Genomic DNA, 24,993 nt, shown 5'->3' with positions numbered 1-24,993 from the left:
ATGACGACGATTTCATATACATGCGATAACTGGATACCCGTCAAGGGGGAAATGAAGGACAAGATATCTACATTATTGCGGGAGATTACCGAACGTTATAGAAACCCGGATCAGGTGCGTTTATGGATGAAAAAGATACCTCCAATAGAAGCCGACGGGGTGATAATGGAACGTTGGGCAGATGAAAGCTTGGGTAGTGGGTTTACGGGAATATGTTTGCTCATGGGTCAGCTGGATTATCTTTATCCCAAAAATGGTTGGGATATTGTAGGACATCAATATTTAGAGCGAATCCGTATGGTGGTAGAGCAAAAAGGTGTTCACGATTTATCCTTGTATAGTGGATTGGCAGGTATTATGCTAGCCATTTACTCTTTATCTAGGAAGGGTACACGTTATCAAGGTATGCTGGATGCACTTGCTTCATGGTTTGAAGAAGCTGCTTTACAAAGTCTGGCTCTACATCGGATTGAATGGGAAAAGGGAGAGCTACGGATGAGTCAATATGACACCATCTCTGGCTTTGCGGGAGTTGGGCGTATAGCTATGCTGTTCCTGAACCGCCCGGGCATGCAGATGGTATGGGAACAGACAATGGATTTGTTCCACGTCATGTGCGGTGAGAAAAATCTAAATGGTCACACTGTACCTGCTTGGCACATTTCCTCGGAACATCAGTTTCAGGAGGATGAAAAGCTACAGTATCCTCAGGGGAATTTTAATTTAGGTATTTCGCATGGTATTGCAGGTCCCTTATGTTTTCTGAGCTTGTCTGCCCTTCATGGAGTGGACGCCTCCCCTTTAATGAACGATATACATAGACTGGGAAAGTTTATACATCATTGGCGTGTTCAGGACGTAGAGGGCATAATTTGGCCTGGTCGGATTTCCTTTGGGGAGTGGCTGGATGGCCAGCTTTTATCAGGAAGCACTCGAAACTATCGTGATTCTTGGTGCTATGGTGTACCAGGTATCGCACGTTCTATCTGGCTAGCAGGACAAGCTGTTCACAATGAAGAATGGCTCGAAACGGGGCTTTCCGCCTATTTAGATATAGAGAAACGCCTCCATCGAAAAGGAGGATTATCTTCTGCTACATTATGTCATGGGATTGGGGGATTGTTGCATCTAGTCCAACGTATGTACTCAGATACTTCCCATGAGCAGTTAGGGAGGATGCGGGACAGACTACTTGAAGATGTATTAGATATGTTCGATGCTAATTCGTTGTTTGGCTTCTATGATCATAGCTTACTGGATGGAAGGTTAGCGGAAGTTGATGAGGCTGGTTTTTTGAATGGAAGTGCTGGAGTTGCTTTGGTGTTAGCCTCCTTAATTGGAGATCAGAATCCGGACTGGGATGCTGCTTTTCTAATTCGCTAAGATATAGAATTTTTTTTTGCCTAACCTGACACTATACAAATAGAAAAGATCCAAGCGACCGTTTGAAGGTTAGCTGGATCTTTTTTTATACGAACGATGTTGGACTTCGTGGCGGTAATTGCTTCCACTGTATCGTTTCTTTTCTGCAAGGGACGGGTATTAATTGTCTAGTCCCGCATAGATTGACATAGGGGAAAAGGAGGTATGAGGATGTGGAATGGAGTCAAAAGACTGTCTACACTAGCGGCGATTCTGCTGCTAGCGATCATTGTAAGCGCATGCAATAGGAGTGACGATTCAGGCAAGGTGCAAATTGAGTTTTTCCAAAACAAGCCGGAGGCCAAGGGTTCGTTCGATAAGCTGATCGCTCAATTCAATCAGGAACATCCCGGTATTGAAGTGACACAGGTCAATCCGCCAGAGGCAGAAACGGTGTTATTGACCCGGGTTGTCAAAAACGATGTACCTGACATTGTGGGGCTTGGGGCCACAGATACCTACTCCATTTTGGCGCAAAGCGGTATTTTTACGGATCTCGCGAATACAGAATTACCACGTACGTTGGACCCGATTTACCTCAAAATGCTTAAGGATGTGACTGGGGTCGATCCCGTGTATGGAATTCCTTATGCTGCGAATGCGAATGGTGTGATGTATAACAAGACACTTTTTAAAGAAATGGGATTACAGGTGCCCAAAACGTGGGATGAACTGATTGCAACGGCGCAAAAGATCAAGGCTGCTGGTAAAATCCCATTTTATTTTACATATAAAGATGATTGGCAAACGAACCTTCCTTTTAATGCACTGGGTCCGAATTTGGTGGGCATTGATTTTTTCCTGCAACGGCGTGAGAATCAGGTCACCTTTCAGGACAAGTACCGCGAGGTTGCGGAAAAGCAGCTGGAGCTGCTGAAATACGGACATAGTGATAATTTTGGCAAAAACTATGCTGACGGTAATCGTGCTTTCGCTAACGGGCAGGGACTGATGTACATTCAGGGCTCGTGGGCTATATCTGAAATTCGCAAAGCTAACCCGAAAGTGGAACTCGGATTTTTCCCGTTACCCACAGGGAATGACGCAAAGGCGGTCAAGCTGGTGTCTGGTATAGATACGCTTTTAGCTGTTTCGGAAAGCACGCCGCATAAAAAGGAGGCGGAGGAGTTCATTGCCTTCTTATTAAAACCGGAGAACAGCAAGCAATACATTACGGAACAAACGTTGTTTTCAGCGGTGAAGGGAGTCACGCAGGATGACCCGAGTGTGGCAGAGCTGCTGCCGTATTTTAAATCAGGCCGTGTCATTGATTTTGCCGATCATTATATTCCCAAAGCGGTCCAATTGAATTCAATTGTACAGGCGTTCCTGCAAAACGGAGACATCGATGCCTATCTAGCCAAGCTCGACCGGGAGTGGAATAAGGTAGCTAACCGCCGATAGGGGAGGAGGACGAGACATGAATAAGCGACTAACGACTTTTTACTGGATGACGGTGCCGGCGGTGCTATTATTTTTTATATTTTTGACCTTACCTGCCTTGCAGGGATTTTATTACTCGCTTACCAATTGGAACGGATTTGGCCATCAGTATCACTTTGTCGGGTTTAAGAACTATATTAATTTGTTTCAGGACGACAATGTGGGCAATGCTTACTGGTTTACTTTCAAATTTGCGATTGTGGTTACCATTGCGATTAATATTCTCAGCTTGCTGATTGCCATGGGGCTGAACGCTAAAATACGTTTTCGTAATTTCTTTCGCGGGATTTATTTCTTACCTAATATTTTGAGCGTGTTGATCGTAGGTTACATATTCAATTACCTGTTCTCGAACGTGTTTACGATCTGGGGACAGAACTTAGGTATTGGCTCACTATCGACGAACATCTTAGGCAGTGAGCAGTTGGCTTGGGTAGGAGTGGTCATTGTAGCTGTATGGCAGGGCATCGCCTTTAATACGATTCTCTATCTGGCAGGGCTACAAACGATTCCGACCAGTCTGTATGAGGCATCCAATCTGGATGGTGCAGGTAAATGGCGTGAATTCTGGAGCATTACCTTTCCGTTGATTGCTCCGTTTTTTACGATCAATATGGTATTGGCGATGAAAAATTCCCTGATGGTATTTGATCAGATCGTGGCCTTGACGAACGGCGGACCGGGACGGGCCACGCAATCGATTTCCCATCTGATATACACCGGGGGCTTTAGAGGTGGGGAATTTGCATATCAGTCAGCTAACTCTGTGATTTACTTTATTGTGATTGCGATCATTTCCATCTTACAGCTGCGATTCCTCCAGAGAAGGGAGATGGACAACTGATGAAAACAAGCAGACGTACCAACTGGCCTGTGCTGATTCTGGTAGCGTTGGGGACAATATTTATCCTGTTTCCCCTCTATATGACGGTGACGATTGCACTTAAAAATCCCGAGCAGATGGCGCATTCCGCCTTTGCCTTTCCGACGGAGCTGCATTGGGAAAATTTTAGTCGTGCAGTGGAAATGACCAACTTTTTCAGTGCTTTTCAGAACAGTGTGATGGTCACGACATCGACGGTCATACTCACTTTGCTAACCAATTCGATGGTCGCTTATGCGATTGCTCGTAATATGCAGCGGCGTTTCTTCAAGGGGTTATATTTTTATTTTGTGAGCGCCATGTTTATTCCGTTCCCGATCATCATGCTGCCGATTGTGAAGCTGGCCTCGGGCCTCCATATGACCAATCTGTTGGGTCTTATCGTGCTGCATACGGTATATGGCTTGGCGTTTAATGTCTTCGTGTATGTCGGTTATATTCGCTCCATACCGGTGGCGTTGGAAGAGGCAGCTACGGTAGATGGCGCGACGACATGGGGGACATTTTGGCGTATTATATTTCCGCTGATGGCGCCGATTAGTGCTACGGTAGGGATCCTCACTTGTCTGTCCACATATAATGACTTTTTGCTGCCGCTCATTATTATTAGCGATGCGGAGCAATATACACTGCCGCTCGTTCAGTATGTATTTCAGGGGCAGTTCAATACCGACTTTAATCTGGCCTTTGCCTCGTACCTGATGGCCTTACTGCCGATGATTATCGTCTACCTGATTGCACAAAAATGGATTATCAATGGTGTTACGCAAGGTTCTGTGAAGTAAAGCGGAGTTACAACAGCTTCACGCAGACTATGCCTTGTTAGACAAATAAAAAAGGGGGTTCCTATACTGTGAATCACACAGGTATAGAGAACCCTCTTTTTATAGCATTGTTATTTAGATACTTTGCTGTTGCTTGTCAGTGGCTGCAAGGGTACGGTCGTCTCTGCTTCCGGGTCGTCTGTTGTATAGTAGAACATATAAATAGAAGCTTCCTTTCCCTTGAAGTTCTTGTAGACATCCACTGCCTTATTATTGCCATCTCCGGCGAAGTTGGCCGTGATCGGCTTGCCAATAATCCTTTCTTTCCCCAGGCCAATATGCGTCTGGTTAATCCCCCCAAAGTGAGTGTCCTCACTTTCGGTTTCTACGAACAAGTCCGATCCCTGTTTGTAGTAGGTCCACTTCACAGGATAGCCACCGATTTGCGTCGTTAGCGTCTGTTTTTGCTCAGAAATATCAGCTAAACGCTGTGGCGTTTTGTCATCCGAATGGGTCGTAACCTTGTATTTGCCTGTAAAAGTAATGGGAGTGTCCTTGGTAATCACAAGATTGGCCGGCCTTTCAAAACGGATCGTGTACAGATCGTGTTCCTGATCAGGTGAAGACCAACGGTTACCCTCTAACGTTGTGCCGTTCACAGAAAGAAAGTACTTTTGATAAGGTATCATGGCGAATTTCTCCTTGCTTCTGATCGTGACACGGATTTGTGTAGGTGTGACAATCATTTGTTTTAGCCAAACATTCCGATTGTCTTTTTCCAATGGGGTATTCAGCGCACTTTTAATCGTCCCGTTTTCCATCTTCTTCTTGCTTAGCTGCAGGTCGAATTTTATGGGTTCATTTATACTTTTCTCGGTTTGTGCATATTGCAGTTTAAAAGTAGTTTGCCCTTCTGGTATATCCTCTTTAGTAAAATACTGCTGGGCTGTGTATTCTCCGTTCTCACCGGGTTTACCAAAAGCCCCTCCAGGCTGAGACCTCACAGGCTCTCCACCTTTGTAGGCAACGATTTGTGGATTGTCCCATCTCTTTGGTATGGAGGAATCGAAGGTAATCGCTGAGGACAGCATTAGTTTATCCTTCCCTTGTTCGAATACCTGTACCTCCATATCTTGTAAGCCGCTACGATCCAGCTTGAACGTCTGTATTTGAGGCGACCGAATATCGAGCGGCAAATCCAGTTCCTGAACGCTGGTGAGCTCTATATGATCTACGGTCAGCCGCACGTTCTCTGTTTCTTGCTGCGGTGTCCAATCACTTTCAAAGTAACCGTTATAGCGTTGATTTTTCTCGTCCCATTGCTGGAAGCTATACTCCCCTTCGCTGCTTTTCCCCGCAGCATTTTTAAGTGATACGCCTTTGACATTCCAAAACTCGTTGTCTGTACGTTTTCCGACTTCCAGGCTGTACAGAATCACAGTCCGATTCTCATCGACAATAGCGGTATGCAACGTCAGCTTTATCCCGTCTCTGGTGACAGACTGTTCTAAAGGCTGTCCAAGGTTTTGAGCTAAAGCCGTCTCAATTCCACTTCTTCCGTGCAGCAGATTGTCCCAGTTATAATGGATGGCGGCATAGACGGGAACGGCAACGAGAAGTGCACTCAGAGAGGCGGCGATAGCTATTTTGCGCCAATTTCTATGCCGGTGCGGAGTGAATGAATCGAAAGTGTCGGTTAGCGTAGGGGCAGTATGCCCTGTCTGTTCCATCCGGTTCCACATCTCATCGAAGTCAGGATAGGCCATTTTCGAATCATCATTTAACTTGCGCTTCAATGCCTTTTCTACGTTGTTCATAGTTCTCTCCTTCCAGCTCGGGAATCTGTGCGCCAGCCTCCCGCAGTATTTGTTCCATTAACTTTAGCCCTTTGTGTGTCCTGGATTTGACGGTTCCCAGCGGAATTTCCAGCAGTTTGGATATTTCTGCCAGTGTGAAATCATGCATATAGCGAAGTGTCAGCACAGCGCGGATTTTGGCCGGTAAGCGATTCATATAAACAGCCCATTCCTCAGCCGACTCGCGTTCCTCCACCTGCCTGTCCACAGGCTTGTTTTCTGTTCCAGTAAAAAGATGGGGATTGGCCGATACTTTCAAATGTAGGCCTTTTCGGCGTTTAAGATGGTTCAGACAATGATTGACCGTAACTTTCATAATCCAGGCTTTTAGTTGCTCGATGTGCTCACGATTGCTGCGAAACAAGGTTATAAACACTTCCTGCGTTAAATCCTCAGCATCTGAGGCGTTATGGACCATGTAGTAGCAGGTTCGGTACACATCTCGTTGATACAGATCAAACAACTCTCGATTACTTTGCAATGATGGCTCTCCTTTCTCGTGCAGTTTATCTATACAACAACTGGAGTCCCCAAAAGGTTCATTTGGTTGTGAAAAATAGATCGTACGCTCTGAATGTGTCCACTTTTTCTCCAATGTAACACACAAAAATAGAAGCCTGTAAATCTCATAACTGCAGATTTACAGGCTTCTTATATGTTTCATTGCTAGCCCCTACGGGATAAACACACCTTCGCGCGAAAACCCGTCAACGGATAGCTTGTGGACAACCTTCCGCTTAATCAGCCAGCCGTACAATCGTTCTACCCTGTGAGCGGGCTGCTAGGATGTCTTCGAGCGCGCTTGGCAGGTCAGCCAAGCCAATTTCGCGCTCAACGAGCTGTTCTAGCTGTTCCGGCTTCCAATCACTGCCTAGGTGCTTCCAGATCGCTACGCGGGTGTCATAGGGGCAGAAGACAGAGTCTATGCCCAGCAGATTTACGCCGCGCAAAATAAATGGGAGCACCGTTGTAGGCAGCTTGGTACCTGCCGTCAGGCCGCTCACGGCAACAGAGCCGTTGTAGGCGATCTGGCTGAGCAGCGAAGCGAGCGGCTTTCCGCCTACAGGGTCTACAGCCGCTTGCCAAAGCTGCTTGGCTAGCGGTCGGATGCTCTCGGCACCGTCGTAAACCTCCTCACGCGAAATAACATCGGCTGCTCCGAGCGCCTTGAGGTAATCATGGGATTCGACTTTGCCACTGCTGGCTACGACATGGTAGCCCCTCTTGTGCAGCAAGGCAATGGCTGCACCGCCTACGCCACCCGTCGCACCGGTGACGAGCACCTTACCCTTCTCCGGCGCAACGTCGTTTTGCTCCAGCCGATATAACGACAGGGCTGCGGTGAATCCGGCTGTCCCAAAAATCATCGCCTCTCTCAGCGTGAGTCCGTCGGGAAGCGGAACCACCCAGTCCGCAGGCACGCGCGCATATTGGCTGAATCCTCCGAATTGAGATACACCCAGCCCGTACCCGGTAACGAGTACCGCTTGTCCTTCGCTAAAACGGCTATCCTCGGAAGAAACTACGGTTCCCGAGCAATCTATGCCGGGTACGAACGGATAGGATTTGACAATATTGCCATCCTTGCGGGCGGCAAGCCCGTCTTTATAATTGATGCTGGAATAAGCGACACGAATTAATACTTCTCCAGCAGGTAAACTGTCAGTTTTCAAAGAACGTACTTCTGCTTGAACCTCTCCGTCCTGCGTCTGATCGACGACAAGGGCTTGAAATGATTGAGTCATCTGTAAAAGCCTCCTTTATTACCGTTTAAGTCTATGAATGACCTATATAATCCATTTCTAACTTACAAATTATGCTTAGGAAGCATACAACAATCTGCACATTCTGTCAGCGGCAATGCTCACAAGCTCTTAATCTATTATACCCTTTAGCTCATAACGACGTCGAAAAGTCCAGATTATGGATGTATCCTTGCAACATCCTGTTTCAATAAAGTTCGATAATCAATTATAAGAAGGTGATAAATGAATTCTTACGTATTTTTCAAATCATTTTACGTAAACGGGATGTATTTTCAGAATGACTGTGCTAACATACCCTTTGATCATTAAATATTCTATGAAGAAAGGTGAATGAATGACAACCAGAGCACTAAAAAATGGTTCGGTATTGTCCGAAGCCAAGGAACTGAATTTGTTCCGTTTGACATGGCCTATTTTCCTTGAATTGTTCCTGTTTATGCTAATGGGAAGCGTCGATACATTCATGCTCAGTTCTGTATCTGATAATGCAGTGTCGGGTGTGGGCGCGTCCAATCAAATTATTTCAATCGCTATCCTTGTACTGGAGGTTATCGGCAACGGCGCTGCTATCGTCGTAGCTCAATATATCGGTTCTAAGAAACTTGTCGAAGCGGCCCAGGTGACGGGTACGGCCATTACTCTGAATTTAATGGTAGGTCTTTTGCTAAGCGTGATTTTTCTTGTGTTTGGTACTCATATGTTGCAATGGCTGAATGTCCAGGGGGATATTCTGACTTACGCAGAATCCTATATGAGTATTGTCGGGGGGGCCATTTTCCTTCAGGCATTGATTAACTCGCTGGCGGCGACCATTCGTACGCACGGTTTTACCAAAGAAACGATGTATGTATCGGTTTTTATGAACGTGATCCACGTGGTCGGCAACTATGTTTTGATTTTGGGGCATTGGGGAATGCCTGCACTCGGTGTAGAAGGTGCTGCTATTTCTACAGTAGGTAGCCGCTTTATTTGTCTCTTGATCTTCTTCTGGCTGATGTACCGGGTAACTGAGGTCCGTGTCGAGTGGAAATATTACGTCCATTTATCCAAAAAATTTATCTCAAAAATATTGCGTATTGGTGTACCATCCGCGCTGGAGTCCATCATGTATCAGTCGTGTCAGCTCATATTTACACTGTATGTGACTTATCTGGGCGCTGAAGCGATGGCGACACGTCAATATGCCAATAATATTTCGAGCTATATTTATTTGTTCAGTATGGCAGTTGGTATGGGAACGGCTATTGTAGTGGGAAGGCTCGTGGGAGCCAGGGAGAAGGATACGGCTTACAAACGTGTATTGAGCAGTGTGAAATGGGCGCTGCTCGTGACCGTGATCATTGATGCAGTGGTTATCTTTTTCCGTGTACCCTTACTCGGTTTGTTTACGGAAAACCCTGAAATTATTCGTTTGGGTGCGCAGGTTATTTTACTTAGCATTCTGCTGGAAACTGGCCGGACGACAAATATCGTCATTATTAACTCGTTGCGTGCTGCTGGAGATGCCAAGTTCCCAGTCTTTATGGGCCTGATCTCCATGGTCTGCATGAGCTTGCCGCTGGGTTATCTGCTGGTATTCAAGCTGGATATGGGACTGGCTGGTGTGTGGCTGGCGATTGCTGCTGATGAATGGACTCGTGCTGTCATCATGTATGCCCGCTGGAGAAGCCGGTTATGGGAAAGGCATTCGCTGGTCGAGCACGATACACCGGATCAACCTGCTACGCCTGTTCCGGCACACTAATCCAAGTAGTCATTCGGGTTAACTGGAACCTAGCGATAGAGTTGTATACGTGGAGGTAGTTCAAGAGAACATCTTGAACTACCTCTTTTTACTGCATAGAGAGGAAATAGAAGAGGACCAAAAACTGTATATGTAAAACGGAGTAGGCGGAGTGGCAGCACAGGTAAGTTTTAAGCCCAGAATATATCATAATGGTATTCATAAATAGAAGTATGGTAAATTTACTAAAAGAAAGATATACTTTTATTGCACTAACGCAGTACATGAAAGACAAGGAGTGTACCGATGAAGAAGCCGACGATTGAAGATGTTGCCCAGAAGGCGGGAGTGTCTAAAAGCACAGTCTCGCAATTTCTGAACAAACGATATAAATATATGAGCGACCAAACCAAGGACCGGATCGCCGAGGTTATTCAGGAGCTGAACTATCAGCCTAACGGGCTGGCCCGCAGCTTCAAGCAAAACCGGACGTTTATGGTGGGAGTCATTGTGGCCAACGTTGATTATACGCTGTCGATTCAGTCTATCCGTGCGATTGAGGAGGAATTGCAGCGCTTTGGCATTCAGGTGATCATTTGCAACGCCGATGAAAACCCTGACAAGGAAAGTCAGTATATTGAGATGCTCAAGGCCCGCCAAGTGGACGGCTTAATCATCTTCCCGACAGGAAAGCATGCGGACATTTACAACCAGCTCATTCGGGAAAAATATCCATTGGTGTTTTTGGACCGCCTGGTGGACGGTGTCAATACACGCAGCCTGCTGCTGGATAACGAAATGGCGATTAAGCTGGCGATTCAGGAACTTGTGGCCCACAAGCATGAACGAATTGCGTTGATTACCTTGCCCCTTGGCTTGAATCGGATTACTCCACGAGTGGAGCGGCTCAGCGGATATAAGAAGGCGCTGGAGGAGCATGGCTTGCCATTTCGTGAAGAGTATATGCACAGTGTGCCGAGAGAAGAAATCCAGCAGACACTGAAGGAACTGTTCCAACTGCCGGAGCCGCCGACTGCACTGTTGGCCGGGAATGATATCGTGTTGGCTGAGGTGTTGAAGTATGTGAATGCCCGCCGTATACGTATTCCGGCAGAATTGTCCATTATCGGGATTGACGATGCGGAGTTTGCCCATATTTACAATCCGCCCATTACGACCATTACACAACCGATTGCGGATATGGGGAAGCAGGCGGCAAAAACGCTGCTGTCCAGCATTGAGGAAGGCGGCGAGTCGGTTCCGATTATTTACCGATTTGTGCCGGATATCAATCGAGGAGAATCCGTCAAAACGCTGTAAACGAGTATATGTCATATATATAAAAATAGCCCGTATTCCTTTGTACGACCTAAGTATGCGTATGCTGCTCAGGTCGTACAAATGCGAATACGGGCTATTGGAAGTTAAGGCTGACTTAGGATTCGGCCTTGTTGAGCTTGCGCTCATAGCGGTGAAGGTTATGCGGGGAATGAACCCAAACTAATTGGTGCTGGCGCTGAGCAAAAAAGATTCCAATTCGGCTCGCGTCGGATAGCCGTCCATGTCTCCGGCTGACATGACAGCCAGCGCACCAAGTGCATTACCGCGCTTGACTGCTTCAGCCAGGGGTAATCCTTCCAGTAGTGCGCTGATAACACCTGCGGCAAAGCCGTCACCTGCGCCGACGGTATCCACGACATGATCTACGCGGAAACGCTTGACATATCCCTCTGCATCTGCGGATTTGTAATAGGCGCCTTCGGTTCCCAGCTTGATGATCACCAGCGAGGTGCCGCGATCGAGGTAGAACGAAGCGATATCTTCAGGCGAAGTATAGCCTGTTAGTATTTTACCTTCATGAATGCCTGGCAGCAGCCAGTCGCAACCCTCGGATGCTTCGTTAATCGCCTCCACCATGGTTTGTGTGTCAGGCCATAACTTGGGTCTGAGGTTGGGATCGAAGGATACTGTTTTGCCTGCCTTTTTCATAAACTGCTTTGCATGTCGGGCGAAGTCGCGGCATTCAGGGGAAAGTGCGACAGAAATACCTGTAAAGTGCAGGTGGCGAGCCCCGGCAAAGTAAGCTTCGTTAAAATCAGCAATGCTCAGTGTGGAAGCGGCGGAATGCCTGCGGAAATATTCGACCTCAGGGTCGCCGCTGGTAACTTTGGATTTAATCAGCATCCCGGTAGAGTGGTCTTTGGTAAACATGACATTTTGGGTGTCAATCTTCTCTTGACGCAGTGCATCGGCAATGAACTTGCCGAACGTATCCTCGCCAAGTTTGGTCACGAGTCCGGCTCGTAGTCCCAAACGCGACAAACCGGCCGAAACATTCGTCTCCGCTCCGGCCAGCGCTTTGGTGAATGAACGCACCTCATCCAGAGAGCCTGCTTCATTGGCGTAAAACATGGCCATGGGTTCTCCGAAGGTAACAGCATCCAATGTTGCGGTCATTTGAATTCCTCCTTATGTTTAGTAAACTAAATCTGTAAGCGTATGCACCACTTGAATAAAATGAAATTATCACATAAATCGGTTTTTCACAATGAGTAAGTTGATATATTTGCTAAAAACTTTTTGGTTAAAATAGATAAAAAAATATGTTCTTGTTTATCAAAAGGTAAAAAGTATGTAAAAATTCGCGAATATTAAGGATTTTTCTAGGAATGATGAAGTTTTGGGTTGACACCCTCTTAGATAATTATTACAATTCTAGCTAAGAAGTAGAGTTAGAAACCGCTTTTATAACAATTCCGTTGATAAAAAAGTTTATCTAAACAGGAGGAATGTTTTTATGGAAATGCGTTATTCAACTCATCCCGAACATGCCAAGCATTTTACAACTGAAGAGTTGCGTCAGCACTATCTGATTCAGGAGCTTTTTGTACCTGAGGAAGTAAAGCTGGTCTATACGCATGAAGATCGTGTCATTATCGGGGGCATTCACCCCGTGAATAAATCTGTTGCACTGGAAGGTAACGATCAAATCAAAGCGGAAACTTTCTTGGAGCGCCGTGAACTGGGTGTTTTTAATGTCGGCGGCAGTGGTACGGTCAAGGTGGATGGTGAAACTTACGAGCTGGCCACAAAAGACTGTCTTTACGTAGGTAAAGGTGCCAAGGAGTTGATCTTTGAAAGCGATTCCAGCGAAAAACCTGCGAAGTTTTATATCGTTTCAGCCTTGGCTCATACCACGTATCCGACGACGAAGCAGTCTTTTGCCGATGTTCCGTCTGAAAGTTTGGGTTCGCAGGAAACCGCCAATAACCGCACGTTACGTCGCTTTATCCATGATGAAGGCATTCAAAGCTGCCAGCTGGTTATGGGTATGACCACATTAGAGAACGGCAGTGTGTGGAACTCTATGCCAACACATGTTCATGACCGTCGCATGGAAGTGTATTTCTACTTTGAGCTGGATGAGAACGCCAGAATGTTCCACCTGATGGGTGAGCCGAACGAAACGCGCCATCTGGTCATGAAAAATGATGAAGCCGTTATTTCTCCACCTTGGTCTATCCACTGCGGTGCGGCTACGGGTAGCTATACCTTCATTTGGGGCATGGCCGGTGAAAATAAAACATACAAGGACATGGATCAGGTAGCCATGAGCGAGCTGCGTTAATCCGGTCATTGCATTGGAACGTAGACCTGCAAGCGGCTGAGGAACCATGGTCATCCCATTCGTGGAAAGGATCAGGAAAATGACGAAAAAGAAAGTTTTGGAACATATCACTTCGGTTGGGGTTGTTGCAGTCATTCGGGGAAACACAGCGGAGGAAGCGTATCAAATGTCCAAAGCCTGTATTGAAGGCGGCTTGGATAATATTGAGCTTACGTTTACCACGCCGGATGCGGATCAGGTCATTCGAAGATTGAGAGACGAATTTAAGGATCGGGCCGTTATTGGTGCAGGAACTGTACTGGAGTCACTGACGGCGAGAATTGCTATTCTGGCCGGAGCAGAATTTGTTGTGAGTCCTTCTTTTGAAGAAGAAACAGCGAAGCTATGCAATTTGTACGCGATTCCTTATATGCCTGGCTGTATGACGCTGAATGAGATCAAGGAAGCCATGAAATTGGGCAGTGATGTCGTGAAGTTGTTCCCGGGCAATACGATGGGGGCGGACTTTGTTAAGGCCGTCAGAGGGCCAATGCCTCACGTACAGATTATGCCAACGGGTGGCGTTGATCTGGATAATATGGAAACCTGGCTGCGTAACGGATGTGTGGCTGTGGGAATTGGAGGAAATTTGACGGCTCCAGCCAAGGAAGGTCGCTACGACTTGATCACAGAAAATGCAGCGCGTTATGTAGCTAAATATAAAGAAGTACGTGCAGCGTTGTAGGCTTCAGGAAATATAGGTTTTTATACTAATTTGTGATGGAGGCGTAGGCATGGGTCTGGACAATTTTTCATTGGATTTTTTCAGTCTTAAAGGTAAAACGGCGATTGTAACAGGAGGCAACAGTGGATTAGGTCAAGGATATTCCGTAGCTTTGGCCAAAGCAGGCGCAAACCTGTTCATTGTAGCTAACAATGATGATTATGAAGAAACAAGACTTCTGCTGGAGCCAACGGGTGTAAAGTTTGCCTTTTACCAGGCTGACCTGACTGAAAAAGCATCCCTTAAAAAACTTGTAGAAGAGTGCGTCAAGGAATTTGGCAAAATTGATATCCTTGTTAATAATGCGGGTACGATCCGCCGCGCTCCTTTGCTGGAGTATAAAGATGAAGATTGGGACGCTGTTATGGAAATCAATCTGAATGCTGTATACCATTTGAGCCAGGAAGTGGCGAAGATAATGGTAGAGCAAAAAAGCGGAAAGATTATCAATGTCGCTTCTATGCTTGCTTTCCAAGGCGGCAAGTTCGTTCCGCCGTATACAGCAAGTAAGCACGCAGTGGCTGGCTTGACCAAGGCATTTGCAAACGAGCTGGCGGTTCATAACGTTCAGATTAATGCGATTGCCCCTGGTTATATTGCTACGGCGAACACAGCTCCAATTCGTGCGGATGAAAGTCGCAATCAAGAAATCTTGTCGCGTATTCCTGCTGGTCGTTGGGGTGATCCGTCTGATCTGATGGGGGTTGTTGTTTTCCTTGCCAGTCAGGGTTCGGACTACATGAACGGTCATATCTTGGCGGTGGATGGCGGCTGGCTGGTACGTTAAGCAGCGCTACTCACATCGAAGTGATGAACTGAAAGCTGCCTCAAAAGGAAATCATCCTTTCAGGCAGCTTTTATTTGTTTAATGAAGCGATAAGCTGAACTTGAGATTGAGGACGCTGTGTCGATCCGTCCTATGCATATGACACGAATGCCTTTATAATTTAATGAGATAAAAATTGCCTAGGCTCCAGCCGTTACACTTGGTTGGAGCCTTTGAGCATAATACAGAATGGATTGGAGAATGGAGAGATGAGTTCACAGCAACACCAACGAGCTTTGGTATACAAATCTTTGTGGCATGCAGGTCCTTGGGTGCTTGCCGCAGGGATCATCCTGGTGGGTGCCAATCTGCGCGCCTCGATTACTTCGGTAGGACCTCTTATCGGTTTGATTAAGGATTCTTTGCATATTTCGAATACACTAAGTGGTCTGTTAACGACATTACCGCTGCTTGCTTTTGCACTGTTGTCGCCTTTTGTAGCCAAACTGTCGCGCCGCTTCGGGTCTTCCCTTATTATTTTTGCAGCCTTGCTGCTGTTGACCACAGGTATTGTGGTGCGCTCGACGCTGGGAGTGACCTCATTATTTGTCGGGACTGCGATGCTGGGACTGGCTATTGCTGTATGTAATGTTTTGCTGCCCAGTTTGATCAAAGAGGAATTTCCCCGCAACAGTGGACTAATGACCGGCGTATATTCCGTATCCATGAATGTGGTCGCTGCAACAGCATCCGGTCTGAGTATACCACTGGCACTGAACGGAGGAATGGGCTGGCGCGGTGCTTTGGGAATTTGGGCGATTGTCGGTGTCGTAGGTATTTTACTCTGGGTGCCCCAGCTTCTTAAGGCGCGCCGAACGGCTAATCAAGCGGCAGTGTCTGCCCGAACAGTGAATGTGTATAAATCGTCTTTGGCTTGGAAGGTGACGCTGTTCATGGGGCTGCAATCTGCCCTCTTCTATGTTCCTGCTGCCTGGTTTCCCGAAATGATGAGCGGACAGGGAATGGATTCAGAGACTGCGGGATGGATGCTGTCTGTGCTGCAATTTTCACAAATGCCATTTACTTTTATTGTGCCTATTTGGGCGGCGCGAGTGAAGGATCAGCGGCTATTGGTTCTGATTATGGCAGTGCTCTATTTTATCGGTCTGGGTGGATTTCTGCTCGGGGCTACACAGTGGAGTGTGGTTTGGGTCATTTGTATTGGTATAGCGGGTGGTTTTGCTTTTCCGCTAGTCATGATGTTCTTTAATTTGCGGACGCGAACACCGCAGCAGGCGGCAGAGCTGTCAGGTATGGCGCAATCCTTTGGTTATTTGCTGGCAGCGACAGGACCGACACTATTCGGTTATTTGCATGATGCGACACAAGGCTGGACAATTCCGCTACTTTTACTTTTGTGCCTGAGTGTGCTGCTTATGTTTATAGGCCTGGGTGCAGCCAAGAAACGATATGTCGGAGGCGAGGTGGATGATCAGGCTGCAATTTGATGCAGATGGCTACAGTGTGGTCTATAATGCAGATCGTGTTATGTTGTTGGCTAAAGAGTTTGCGTTGTTGCGCTTTCTATATGATAACCGGAATCAGGTGTTCACCCGGGAACAACTGCTGGATCGTGTGTGGCCGTTGGAATATCCAGTGGAGCGTACCGTGGATGATCATATCTACAGATTGCGCAAAAAACTTAAGGCATGGACTGGGCTTCGTATTCATACGGTCAGAGGGTATGGCTACAGCTTGACCTTGACTGACGTGCAGCAACAGAACCATCCGTCCTTGCACGATCAGGAGGTGCAAGACGCCGTACATGGACTATTCCGCAAATACCAGCTGTTGGGACAGGGAAATTCCATCGTAGCACTGGCTGCCCAGCAGGAGCAGATGGGTTTTCAAATGTCCTCCTTTTATCAAATGTATACCCGTTTTGTACAGGCAGATGTGGCTTGGTTCTTGAAGCAGGAGGATTTTGTACCCGCGGACCGTTTGTATTGGATGTTGCTGCTATATACGGGCACAGCAGGGGTAACGGATGAGGGGCTTGCTCTATGTGAGCGTGCGCTTGTCAGTGGATTGCTGTCCAGTGACCAAGAGCGCGAATTACGCATCCTCAATATCCTGGAGGCTTATGTGGAAAATGGACAACCTGAACGCGCACAGGAAGGTCTACCACTGACCTTAATGGTCATGGAGCGGGATGATCTCGATAAATTTGTGATGCCGGTTGCGCTCATGGAGATGTACATGCATCTGGTTGCCAATCATATGGGAAAGGCTGCTGAACTTTCTGATCGTCTGGAAGCCATGCTGTCGAAAGCTCCGTATTTACGTGAACTGGGTCGTTATCGCATGATGCGCGGACTTATGCTGCTGCGTACTGGAGATGTGGACAACGCCGAGCGGCTCATGGATGAGGGGCTAGTTACCCTTGATATGGCGAAACAGGAACTGCTAAAAATCAAGGCGATTTGCCAAATTCGCGGTTTTTTGAAGCTCTGCGGCTCTTATCCCATGTTGGAAGAGAAATACGCGGCTCAATATAATCGGCTTGATCGGGACAATAATTTAACATTGCATCGTCCGGCGCTAAGACGCTGGCTGGAGCAGATCCTTTCTGGGGCCTGACTTTTTTTAGCTGTCTGATTTTCCTCTGATATAGGCCCGCTAGAATGTTCTTATTGCTAAAGAAGCAGAAAATGAGAGCAGGGTGAGTAGAAATGAAGGAAAATAAAGAATTGCAGTCCACGCCTAGCATTTGGCGTAACGGCCATTTTCGGCGGATGTTTGCGGCACATACGGCTGCTTCCTTTGGTGATTGGTTTGATGCTATCGCCATTCAGGTGCTTGTTGCTTACCGCTGGGAAGCCGACCCCATGCTGATTGCGCTGATTCCGGTAGTCATGGCACTGCCGGGTCTGCTGCTCGGTTCCATTGCAGGCACGTTAGCCGATCGGGTGCATAAGGCCCGACTGATGATCATCTGCGATGCAGCTATCGCCTTATTGACGCTGGCGATTCTCGCCGTCCCAGGTCCGGCGTGGCTGTTGCCTTTGCTTGGTTTGCGCGCGGCGGCTGGCGTATTCCAAATGCCTTCACAGCAAGGCTTGACCCGTACAGTAGTCGCCAGTGGCGACCTGTTCCGTGCAACCTCACTGAATGGGCTGGTCAATCAGGCCTCCAAAGTCGCGGGGCCCTTGCTGGGCGCCATGACCTTGGCTGTGCTGTCCCCGCAAGCATGCATTATCCTGAATGCACTGCTGCGTCTCTGCTCCGGCCTGCTGCTCTGGCCGCTGCGTGGCATCGGTCCGGCGCTGGCCAGCACAGACCAGCAAGCGGTTGGTGGTGCTGACGCGCAGCCAGGAAAGTCAGCATCGTTTACAGCGCATGAGGCTGATGATGCCAAGATGCAGGGAGGGCCTGCTCACGCATCCCGTTTTTTCAGCCAGTGGCGGGAGGGCTGGGCGTTCCTCTGGCGCAGTCGAATGCTTTTGCATACGCTCATATTCGGCCTGTTCGGTTTGATCGCCATTCTTATGATCGACTACCAGTTCCCTACATTGCTGCGAGTGCTCGCTCCGGGCAACGAATCGCTGCTCGGTTGGCTGGTTTCAGCTATAGGTGCTGGCGCCGTCGGCTGCATGCTTGTGCTTAATCGCTTGAATCGTATAAGCGCAGGCTGGGGGCTCGGTGGAGGGTATGTGCTGGTTGGCGGAGCTATTGCCGCTTTGGGTTGGGCGCAACCCGGGACAGGACTCCCTGTTCTGCTTACGATCGGGGCCATGTTAGGTGTGGGGAACGGCCTGTACATTATCACCCAGAATTACATATTACAAGCCAAAACCCCTGCTGATATGGTGGGGCGCGTCTTTGGTATCCAAAGTACCGTGATTGGAGCGATCATGGTCATTTCGCCGCTTGCTGGGGGAGTATTGATCCGAATAGCAGGGGCGGGGACGGCTTTTGTCTGGATCGGGATGACTGTAGGAATCCTAGGTTTGGCAGGACTACTGCTTCAATCCGTAATTTGGCGCGAGTCTCTCGCTAATCCTACCCCTTCTACTGAACAAAATGTTGATCTAGCGTAATCGTTTGCTTCCATTCTAGCAATTTATATTTTTAGCATAGGAGAGATCATGTTGACTCATAATTATTCGCCAGTAACGCCAGTGGCACGACTACTTGAAGGCTCGCGGGTGTACTTGCGCCCCATTAACGTGGAGGACACCGAGCTATACTATAATACATTGTTCCATCAGGAAGTGCGGAGACTGACGGGCACACAGCGAAGCTTTACCAAAGAGCAAATTGCCCGTTACATTGAAGGTAAAGGGCAGGATTCCTCAAGCTTGCTGCTTCTCATTGCACTTCAGGAGGATGATCGTGTCATCGGCGATATTGCATTACAGGATATGGATAGCCTGAATCGCAGCGCCAACATCCGTATTGCGATCAATGAGCAGGGGGATCAAGGCAAAGGCTACGGCACCGAAGCGCTTACGTTAATGCTGGGCTATGGGTTCGGCATTTGTAACCTGCATCGGATTGAGCTGAATGTATTTGATTTTAATGAAAAGGCCATCCGCTGCTATGAAAAAGTAGGCTTTAAGCGTGAAGGTGTGCAGCGGGATGCTTTATTTTACAATCACCAATACCACGATTCGATTTTGATGAGTATGCTGCAGCATGAATATCGCGACAGATATGTGAAACAAGCACAAAGTTGAATCAATACGTTTACACGGGTTTGCAGAAGAGATATAACTAAAAGATAAAGTTACTTGTTTGCGCAAGGATGACCGCCAACATCAAATGAATATATGAATTACCGGAGGAGCCTGTCACCAAGGCTCCTTTATGTCTTTTTAGGGGAACCTGTGCTGTATGTCGGGTTTCCTTTTTTATTTTGTGAGTTGTTGGTCTGTTTAAGGTCAGACACATATTTTGGACGATTGTTCTGCATTTTATAATTATCCGTTTTCTTCAATAAGAGTTATGCACAAACAAGTTCGAGGATAGACAAAAGGATGCAATTTATATTGTATCTTCTGTAGATTCTGTTGTTTAAAAAAAGCCGGTCATCTATCGGTTAAGCTCGGTAAATCTGCAGTATTAGGAAAGCTGATCGCTGGTATTGTGCTGGGGTGGGTAAACCTCGCTGGGACTTATTGTTGGCAAGAAGTTGATTTTCTTCGTGGGGGCTATTCTGGGTGGCTGGTTCGTTGTTCCATGGATTATGAAAATACTTGCCCCCCTCAAAGTGACAGAACCCTTCGGGATCATTTTCCAAGCAGGGTGGAAAGTGACCGAAGGGTCTTTTTATGTTGGAATGTTCGATTCAGCTGCAGAATTAGGACTCGGATACGACAGTGAAGCGTTGATTCAGATGTTGTGGTTTTTCAATTTCGTCTACTACGGCAACAGCATAATCTTCATAGCTGACATAGCTTGCACCTTTGGAATTAACCAGCAGGGTGTCTTTGCCCACTTGGTAAGAGCCTGTACGTTTGCCGAGAGCAAATTCTGCAGAAGGACTAATGAAAGTCCAGTTTAGGTCACTGGTACCGCGTAGAATTTCCAGGTTTTTTCCTTGGTTATGAGCTGTTGGATATACAAAATCAGGGAAGTCAGGAGTATCCTTTACCAAGAGTGTCTCGGATTCATCCGTAAACAAGCTGCCTGCACCACCTACGACAATCAGGCGAGTACCGGATACATGGCGGAGAGCCTCAATCAGTACATTACCTGCATCTACATGCAGATGCTCTTGTCCAAACGGAGCGGCAAAAGCATTAACAACGACGTCAAAACCTTTCAGATCATCTGTTTTCAGATCAAAAACGTCTTTTAGTACTACAGCAGCACGATTGTCCGTTACTTTAGCCGGGTCACGCACGATGGCGGTTACTTCATGCCCTCTGTCTAATGCTTCTTTTACGATATTACTTCCTGCTTTACCGCCTGCACCAATAACTGCAATTTTCATAATAGAATAGCCTCCTAAAAAATGATTTGGATGATTTATTTGCTTGATTCATGCGTTGCATGATGTTCATACTTGAACTTTAATATGTAACTATTATAGTTACAATACAAATTAAAAGTCAAGCTCTTCTGTTGGGCAAGATAGAGTCCTCCGATTGGAAAGAGAGGAACTCGTTTAAATATAAGATGATACTGAATAAGTAAATGTAAACCATATTGAATACATGTAGACCGCAGATCAGAAAGGAAGAGTGAAACGATATGAGTAAAAAAGTACAGCTGGAGCCCGCAGCGCAAAAATTTGCAGACGATAATGCCAAGCCTCCGTTTCTGTATGATTTGGGTCCTGAAAAAGGACGTGAAACGGTCAATGAAGTTCAATCCGCTCCAGCAGATAAACCTGCCGCAGACCTGGAGGACCTGTCGATTCCAGGTGGCCCTGGCGGTGAGGTGAAGGTCAAAATTGTTCGTCCACAACAGGTGACAGGCGATCTCCCGGTCATTGTATATATCCACGGAGCAGGCTGGGTATTCGGTAATGCTCATACGCATGACCGTCTGATTCGTGAACTGGCGGTAGGCTCACAGGCAGCCGTTGTATTCCCGGAATACAGCTTGTCGCCTGAAGCCAAATATCCGACGGCGATTGAGGAAATTTACGCGGTCGTTCAATGGGTGGCACAGCATGGGCGCGAGCATGGGCTGAAGCCCGATACGCTGACGATCGCCGGAGATAGTGTCGGTGGTAACATGACTGCAGCTGTAACTCTGCTGGCCAAAGAACGCAGTGGTCCTACCATTCGGCAGCAGTTGCTGTTCTATCCAGTGACGGACGCTTCTTTTGATACGGAGTCGTACCATGAGTTCGCCACAGGATATTTCCTGAGCCGCGAAGGGATGCAATGGTTCTGGGATCAATATACGACAGATCCTAACGAGCGAGCGCAGATCACGGCGTCTCCGTTACGTGCTACCACTGACCAGCTCAAAGGGCTACCGCGTGCGCTGGTTATTACAGGCGAGGCCGATGTGTTGCGTGATGAAGGGGAGGCCTATGCGAACAAGTTGCGTGAAGCTGGGGTAGATGTAACCGCTGCGCGCTTTCAGGGCATCATACACGACTTCGTGATGCTGAACCCATTGTCGGAAACCGCGGCCAAGCGCGGTGCGATCACGCTTGCTACCTCGTGGCTGCGCCAAGGGTTTGAGGGCTAGTACACTATAAAGCAATGCAAGGTCCCCATTTTGTGGTCTGATCGAGTCCTGTAAAGGATGAGGCTGTCTTCTCCTGCAGAATCTGAAGCAGGGAGGACAGCCTTTATACATATCTCCATTGAAACCGCTTCACGTTCGTCGAACAGAGTGATAATATAAAATTTGAACGAGTTTGACCGACTTCGGCCTAAGGGGGATATCTATGCCACTTCAGGGACAACGCATTTTACCTGCAGCTAAGCACATGAAGCAGTTGGAGGATATTTTGAACAGCTCTTATGAGTATGCTGTTTTTCTGGATACGCATGTAGCGCAGTTGCGCAACCTGTATCAGATGGCAAGGAGCCGCAATAAGCAGATGCTTCTGCATGCCGACCTGGTGCAAGGTTTGAAGAATGACGAGTATGCCGCTGAGTATTTGTGTCAGGAAATTAAGCCATTTGGTATTATCTCGACCCGTTCCGGGGTGATTGCAACTGCTAAAAAAAAGGGGATTCTTGCTGTACAGCGAGTGTTCCTGCTGGATACGATTGCGCTGGAAAAAAGCTACGCACTGGTGGAAAAAACGCGCCCTGATTATATTGAGGTGCTGCCCGGTGTTGTGCCGCCGATGATTGCGGAGGTCAGTGAACGCACGGGTATTCCTATTTTGGCTGGCGGACTTATTCGTACCCCTGAGGATGTGGAAGCGGCGTTGGCAGCGGGAGCTGCAGCAGTTACGACCTCCAATAAACAACTGTTTGAGCACTATAAGCGATAGCTTTTTTTGAATCCAGTGGGCTACCTACATAATAGCAAGGAGCGCGACCTTTGGCTTGGCGCGGGGAACGACCTGCTGTAAATGCAGGCAGATTCCCCTTTTCATCGTGTACTGTGTGTGCTACGATATAGATAAGTTAATACTCGTCAGGAGACTTGGAGAGACCATGAACCGCTCGGCATCCGCCGCAGCGATGTTCGTGGTCTTTTTTTGTACCTTTGATGATTCGGTGTCAGATTGATAGCAGACATGTACAAAGTTGGAGGGATAGATGATGGGAGAACAGGGATTTGCTGCACAGGAGAGAACGACCGTTTTGGAGCGTATGGGGCGTGAGCATTTTGATATTTTAATTATTGGCGGCGGCATTACAGGGGCGGGAATTGCGCTAGACGCAGCGGATCGTGGTTTGAAAACGGCTCTGGTGGAAATGCAGGATTTTGCAGCAGGTACATCCAGTCGTTCTACCAAGCTAGTGCATGGTGGTCTTCGTTATTTGAAGCAATTTGAGGTAAAGATGGTGGCCGAGGTCGGGAAGGAACGAGCCATCGTATTCGAAAATGGTCCTCATGTGACCATTCCGGAGCGTATGCTGCTTCCTTTTCACCAGGGTGGCACATTTAATGCTTTCACCACTTCTATCGGGCTGCTGGTGTATGATTTCCTCGCTGGCGTGAAGCGTAATGAGCGCCGCCGGATGCTGGACATCCAGGCTACGCTGGAGCGCGAGCCTTTGCTGAAGAGGGAAGGGCTAAAGGGAAGCGGTAGTTATGTGGAGTACCGCACAGACGATGCTCGCCTAACGATTGAGGTGATGAAGGAAGCCGTTACACGAGGGGCGCTGGCCGTGAACTATGCCAAGGCTGACAAGCTGCTGTATGACAGCGGACGAATAAGCGGCGCTAGTGTAACCGATCGGGTAACGGGAAAGCCATACGAAATCAGGGCTTCGCTGGTCATTAACGCTGCCGGACCATGGGTAGATACGTTGCGGGAAATGGATCGCTCCAAAGAGGGTAAGGTGCTTCGCCTGACGAAGGGTATCCACCTGGTATTCGATGCTGGGCGCTTCCCGCTTCAACAGGCAGTGTACTTCGATACACCGGATGGACGCATGGTATTCGCGATCCCGCGTGACGGCAAAACCTATGCAGGTACAACCGATACGGTGTATGAGGGGGATACGGCGCATCCCCGGATGACCGCCGAAGACCGGGCGTATGTGCTTCAAGCGATCAACGGGATGTTCCCGGATGTGAAGCTGACGGTTACAGACGTGGAATCCAGTTGGGCAGGGGTACGGCCGCTCATTTATGAAGACGGTAAAAGCCCTTCAGAAATCTCACGTAAGGACGAAATTTGGGAATCCCGTTCAGGTCTGATCACGATTGCAGGCGGCAAGCTGACAGGTTACCGGAAAATGTCCGAACTCGTCGTGGATCGTGCGGTACGGGAATTAGGCCGCTTGCATGGGCAGAGCTTTCGGGCATGCCGCACAAGGCATATCCCAATTTCGGGTGGCAGTGTAGGCGGCTCGGCGGGCTGGGACGCTTTCGTGAGCAAGCAAGCCATAGCGGGCGCTGCGCTCGGTCTGCCGCCGGAGACCGCCAGAGCATGGGCTGTTCGCTATGGTTCAAATGTGGAGCGACTGTTTGCTATAGCGACACAGAGCATGAAGAACGCCACCGAGACGGAAGCGACGCTACCTGTGGAAGTGCGTGTTCCGCTTCTGTACGCGATGGAACAGGAAATGGCCGTGACACCGTCTGATTTTTTCATACGTCGCACTGGAGCATTGTTCTTCAAAATTGACGAGGTGAAGCGCTGGAAACAGGCTGTCATTGCATGGATGTCCGAGCATGCAGGCTGGAGCGCCGAGCAAGAACGCCAATATACGACTGAGCTGAATGCTTACCTGTATGAAGCTGTGACACCTGTAGAGATAGAAGCCGAACCCGGCGCCATTAAAGTCATCTGATACAGTGTGAGGGATGTGTATCCTTGACC

General features: G+C 47.9%; 21 protein-coding genes and 1 pseudogene. 17 read left to right on the top strand and 5 right to left on the bottom strand.

Annotated features, from left to right (window positions below; genetic code table 11):
* The 4 genes from OIU26_RS12055 to OIU26_RS12040 all read left to right on the top strand — a co-directional run bounded on the left by OIU26_RS12055 (position 1) and on the right by OIU26_RS12040 (position 4,533).
* On the top strand, positions 1-1,383 hold the full coding sequence (locus OIU26_RS12055; protein ID WP_264216963.1) for a lanthionine synthetase C family protein: 1,383 nt from the start codon (positions 1-3) through the stop codon (positions 1,381-1,383).
* A 210-nt stretch (positions 1,384-1,593) separates the two neighbouring features.
* Positions 1,594-2,826 carry an extracellular solute-binding protein gene (locus OIU26_RS12050; RefSeq protein WP_264216962.1) on the top strand — a complete coding sequence of 411 codons (1,233 nt, stop codon included), beginning with the start codon at positions 1,594-1,596 and terminating at the stop codon, positions 2,824-2,826.
* Between the two features lie 16 nt (positions 2,827-2,842).
* Complete coding sequence (locus tag OIU26_RS12045; protein WP_025676733.1) at positions 2,843-3,709, top strand: carbohydrate ABC transporter permease; 867 nt, start codon at positions 2,843-2,845, stop codon at positions 3,707-3,709.
* A complete protein-coding gene (locus OIU26_RS12040; RefSeq protein ID WP_058711061.1) occupies positions 3,709-4,533 on the top strand; it encodes a carbohydrate ABC transporter permease in 825 nt (274 codons plus the stop codon). The genes OIU26_RS12045 and OIU26_RS12040 overlap by 1 nt, the downstream gene beginning before the upstream one ends.
* A gap of 110 nt (positions 4,534-4,643) precedes the next feature.
* Here the strand turns inward: OIU26_RS12040 and OIU26_RS12035 are convergent, their stop codons facing one another.
* The 3 genes from OIU26_RS12035 to OIU26_RS12025 form a co-directional block, all read right to left on the bottom strand.
* Positions 4,644-6,329: a DUF4179 domain-containing protein gene (locus tag OIU26_RS12035; RefSeq protein WP_264216961.1), complete on the bottom strand. Its 1,686-nt coding sequence runs from the start codon at positions 6,327-6,329 to the stop codon at positions 4,644-4,646.
* Complete coding sequence (locus OIU26_RS12030; protein ID WP_264216960.1) at positions 6,289-6,849, bottom strand: RNA polymerase sigma factor; 561 nt, start codon at positions 6,847-6,849, stop codon at positions 6,289-6,291. The genes OIU26_RS12035 and OIU26_RS12030 overlap by 41 nt, the downstream gene beginning before the upstream one ends.
* 256 nt (positions 6,850-7,105) lie before the next feature.
* On the bottom strand, positions 7,106-8,113 hold the full coding sequence (locus tag OIU26_RS12025) for an acrylyl-CoA reductase family protein (RefSeq protein ID WP_264216959.1): 1,008 nt from the start codon (positions 8,111-8,113) through the stop codon (positions 7,106-7,108).
* A 355-nt stretch (positions 8,114-8,468) separates the two neighbouring features.
* Here OIU26_RS12025 and OIU26_RS12020 point away from each other — a divergent pair, with 355 nt between their 5' ends.
* Together OIU26_RS12020 and OIU26_RS12015 are read left to right on the top strand one after the other, a co-directional pair.
* Positions 8,469-9,878, top strand: a complete 1,410-nt coding sequence (locus tag OIU26_RS12020) for an MATE family efflux transporter (RefSeq protein ID WP_264216958.1) — start codon at positions 8,469-8,471, stop codon at positions 9,876-9,878.
* A gap of 285 nt (positions 9,879-10,163) precedes the next feature.
* Complete coding sequence (locus OIU26_RS12015) at positions 10,164-11,177, top strand: LacI family DNA-binding transcriptional regulator (protein WP_264216957.1); 1,014 nt, start codon at positions 10,164-10,166, stop codon at positions 11,175-11,177.
* A gap of 180 nt (positions 11,178-11,357) precedes the next feature.
* On the opposite strand, the gene OIU26_RS12010 is transcribed toward OIU26_RS12015, so the two are convergent.
* Positions 11,358-12,314: a sugar kinase gene (locus tag OIU26_RS12010; protein ID WP_013373616.1), complete on the bottom strand. Its 957-nt coding sequence runs from the start codon at positions 12,312-12,314 to the stop codon at positions 11,358-11,360.
* A gap of 340 nt (positions 12,315-12,654) precedes the next feature.
* Between OIU26_RS12010 and kduI the strand changes: the two genes are divergently transcribed.
* From kduI to OIU26_RS11970, 8 genes and pseudogenes are all read left to right on the top strand, one after another.
* Positions 12,655-13,485, top strand: coding sequence for a 5-dehydro-4-deoxy-D-glucuronate isomerase (gene kduI, locus OIU26_RS12005; RefSeq protein WP_013373615.1), 831 nt, complete (start codon positions 12,655-12,657; stop codon positions 13,483-13,485).
* A gap of 79 nt (positions 13,486-13,564) precedes the next feature.
* Entirely contained in the window at positions 13,565-14,209 is a 645-nt protein-coding gene (locus OIU26_RS12000) for a bifunctional 2-keto-4-hydroxyglutarate aldolase/2-keto-3-deoxy-6-phosphogluconate aldolase (protein WP_013373614.1), read from the top strand.
* Between the two features lie 49 nt (positions 14,210-14,258).
* Entirely contained in the window at positions 14,259-15,035 is a 777-nt protein-coding gene (gene kduD / locus OIU26_RS11995; RefSeq protein ID WP_264216956.1) for a 2-dehydro-3-deoxy-D-gluconate 5-dehydrogenase KduD, read from the top strand.
* Positions 15,036-15,283: 248 nt separating this feature from the next.
* Complete coding sequence (locus tag OIU26_RS11990) at positions 15,284-16,522, top strand: CynX/NimT family MFS transporter (protein ID WP_264216955.1); 1,239 nt, start codon at positions 15,284-15,286, stop codon at positions 16,520-16,522.
* Positions 16,503-17,654, top strand: a complete 1,152-nt coding sequence (locus OIU26_RS11985) for a winged helix-turn-helix domain-containing protein (RefSeq protein WP_264216954.1) — start codon at positions 16,503-16,505, stop codon at positions 17,652-17,654. Before OIU26_RS11990 ends, OIU26_RS11985 begins: the two co-directional genes overlap by 20 nt.
* A gap of 92 nt (positions 17,655-17,746) precedes the next feature.
* Positions 17,747-19,114 (top strand): MFS transporter, encoded by a 1,368-nt coding sequence (locus OIU26_RS11980; protein ID WP_264216953.1) that lies wholly within the window; start codon positions 17,747-17,749, stop codon positions 19,112-19,114.
* Between the two features lie 48 nt (positions 19,115-19,162).
* Positions 19,163-19,753, top strand: coding sequence for a GNAT family N-acetyltransferase (locus OIU26_RS11975; protein ID WP_264216952.1), 591 nt, complete (start codon positions 19,163-19,165; stop codon positions 19,751-19,753).
* 425 nt (positions 19,754-20,178) lie between these two features.
* Positions 20,179-20,295: pseudogene (locus OIU26_RS11970) on the top strand (sodium:proton antiporter); the annotation flags it as partial.
* A gap of 81 nt (positions 20,296-20,376) precedes the next feature.
* On the opposite strand, the gene OIU26_RS11965 reads toward OIU26_RS11970, so the two are convergent.
* Positions 20,377-21,012, bottom strand: a complete 636-nt coding sequence (locus tag OIU26_RS11965; protein ID WP_264216951.1) for an NAD(P)-dependent oxidoreductase — start codon at positions 21,010-21,012, stop codon at positions 20,377-20,379.
* Between the two features lie 260 nt (positions 21,013-21,272).
* Here OIU26_RS11965 and OIU26_RS11960 point away from each other — a divergent pair, with 260 nt between their 5' ends.
* From OIU26_RS11960 to OIU26_RS11950, 3 genes are all read left to right on the top strand, one after another.
* Positions 21,273-22,226 (top strand): alpha/beta hydrolase, encoded by a 954-nt coding sequence (locus tag OIU26_RS11960; RefSeq protein ID WP_264216950.1) that lies wholly within the window; start codon positions 21,273-21,275, stop codon positions 22,224-22,226.
* Positions 22,227-22,428: 202 nt separating this feature from the next.
* Positions 22,429-22,986 (top strand): glycerol-3-phosphate responsive antiterminator, encoded by a 558-nt coding sequence (locus tag OIU26_RS11955; protein WP_264216949.1) that lies wholly within the window; start codon positions 22,429-22,431, stop codon positions 22,984-22,986.
* Between the two features lie 274 nt (positions 22,987-23,260).
* The gene (locus OIU26_RS11950) at positions 23,261-24,964 is read left to right on the top strand and encodes a glycerol-3-phosphate dehydrogenase/oxidase (protein ID WP_436449147.1); all 1,704 of its coding nucleotides are present in this window, start codon (positions 23,261-23,263) and stop codon (positions 24,962-24,964) included.
* Positions 24,965-24,993 lie beyond the last annotated feature (29 nt).

This window comes from Paenibacillus sp. BT-177 (genome assembly GCF_025846815.2).
Lineage (GTDB): Bacteria > Bacillota > Bacilli > Paenibacillales > Paenibacillaceae > Paenibacillus > Paenibacillus polymyxa_C.
This window is presented reverse-complemented; position numbering and strand designations above follow the sequence as displayed.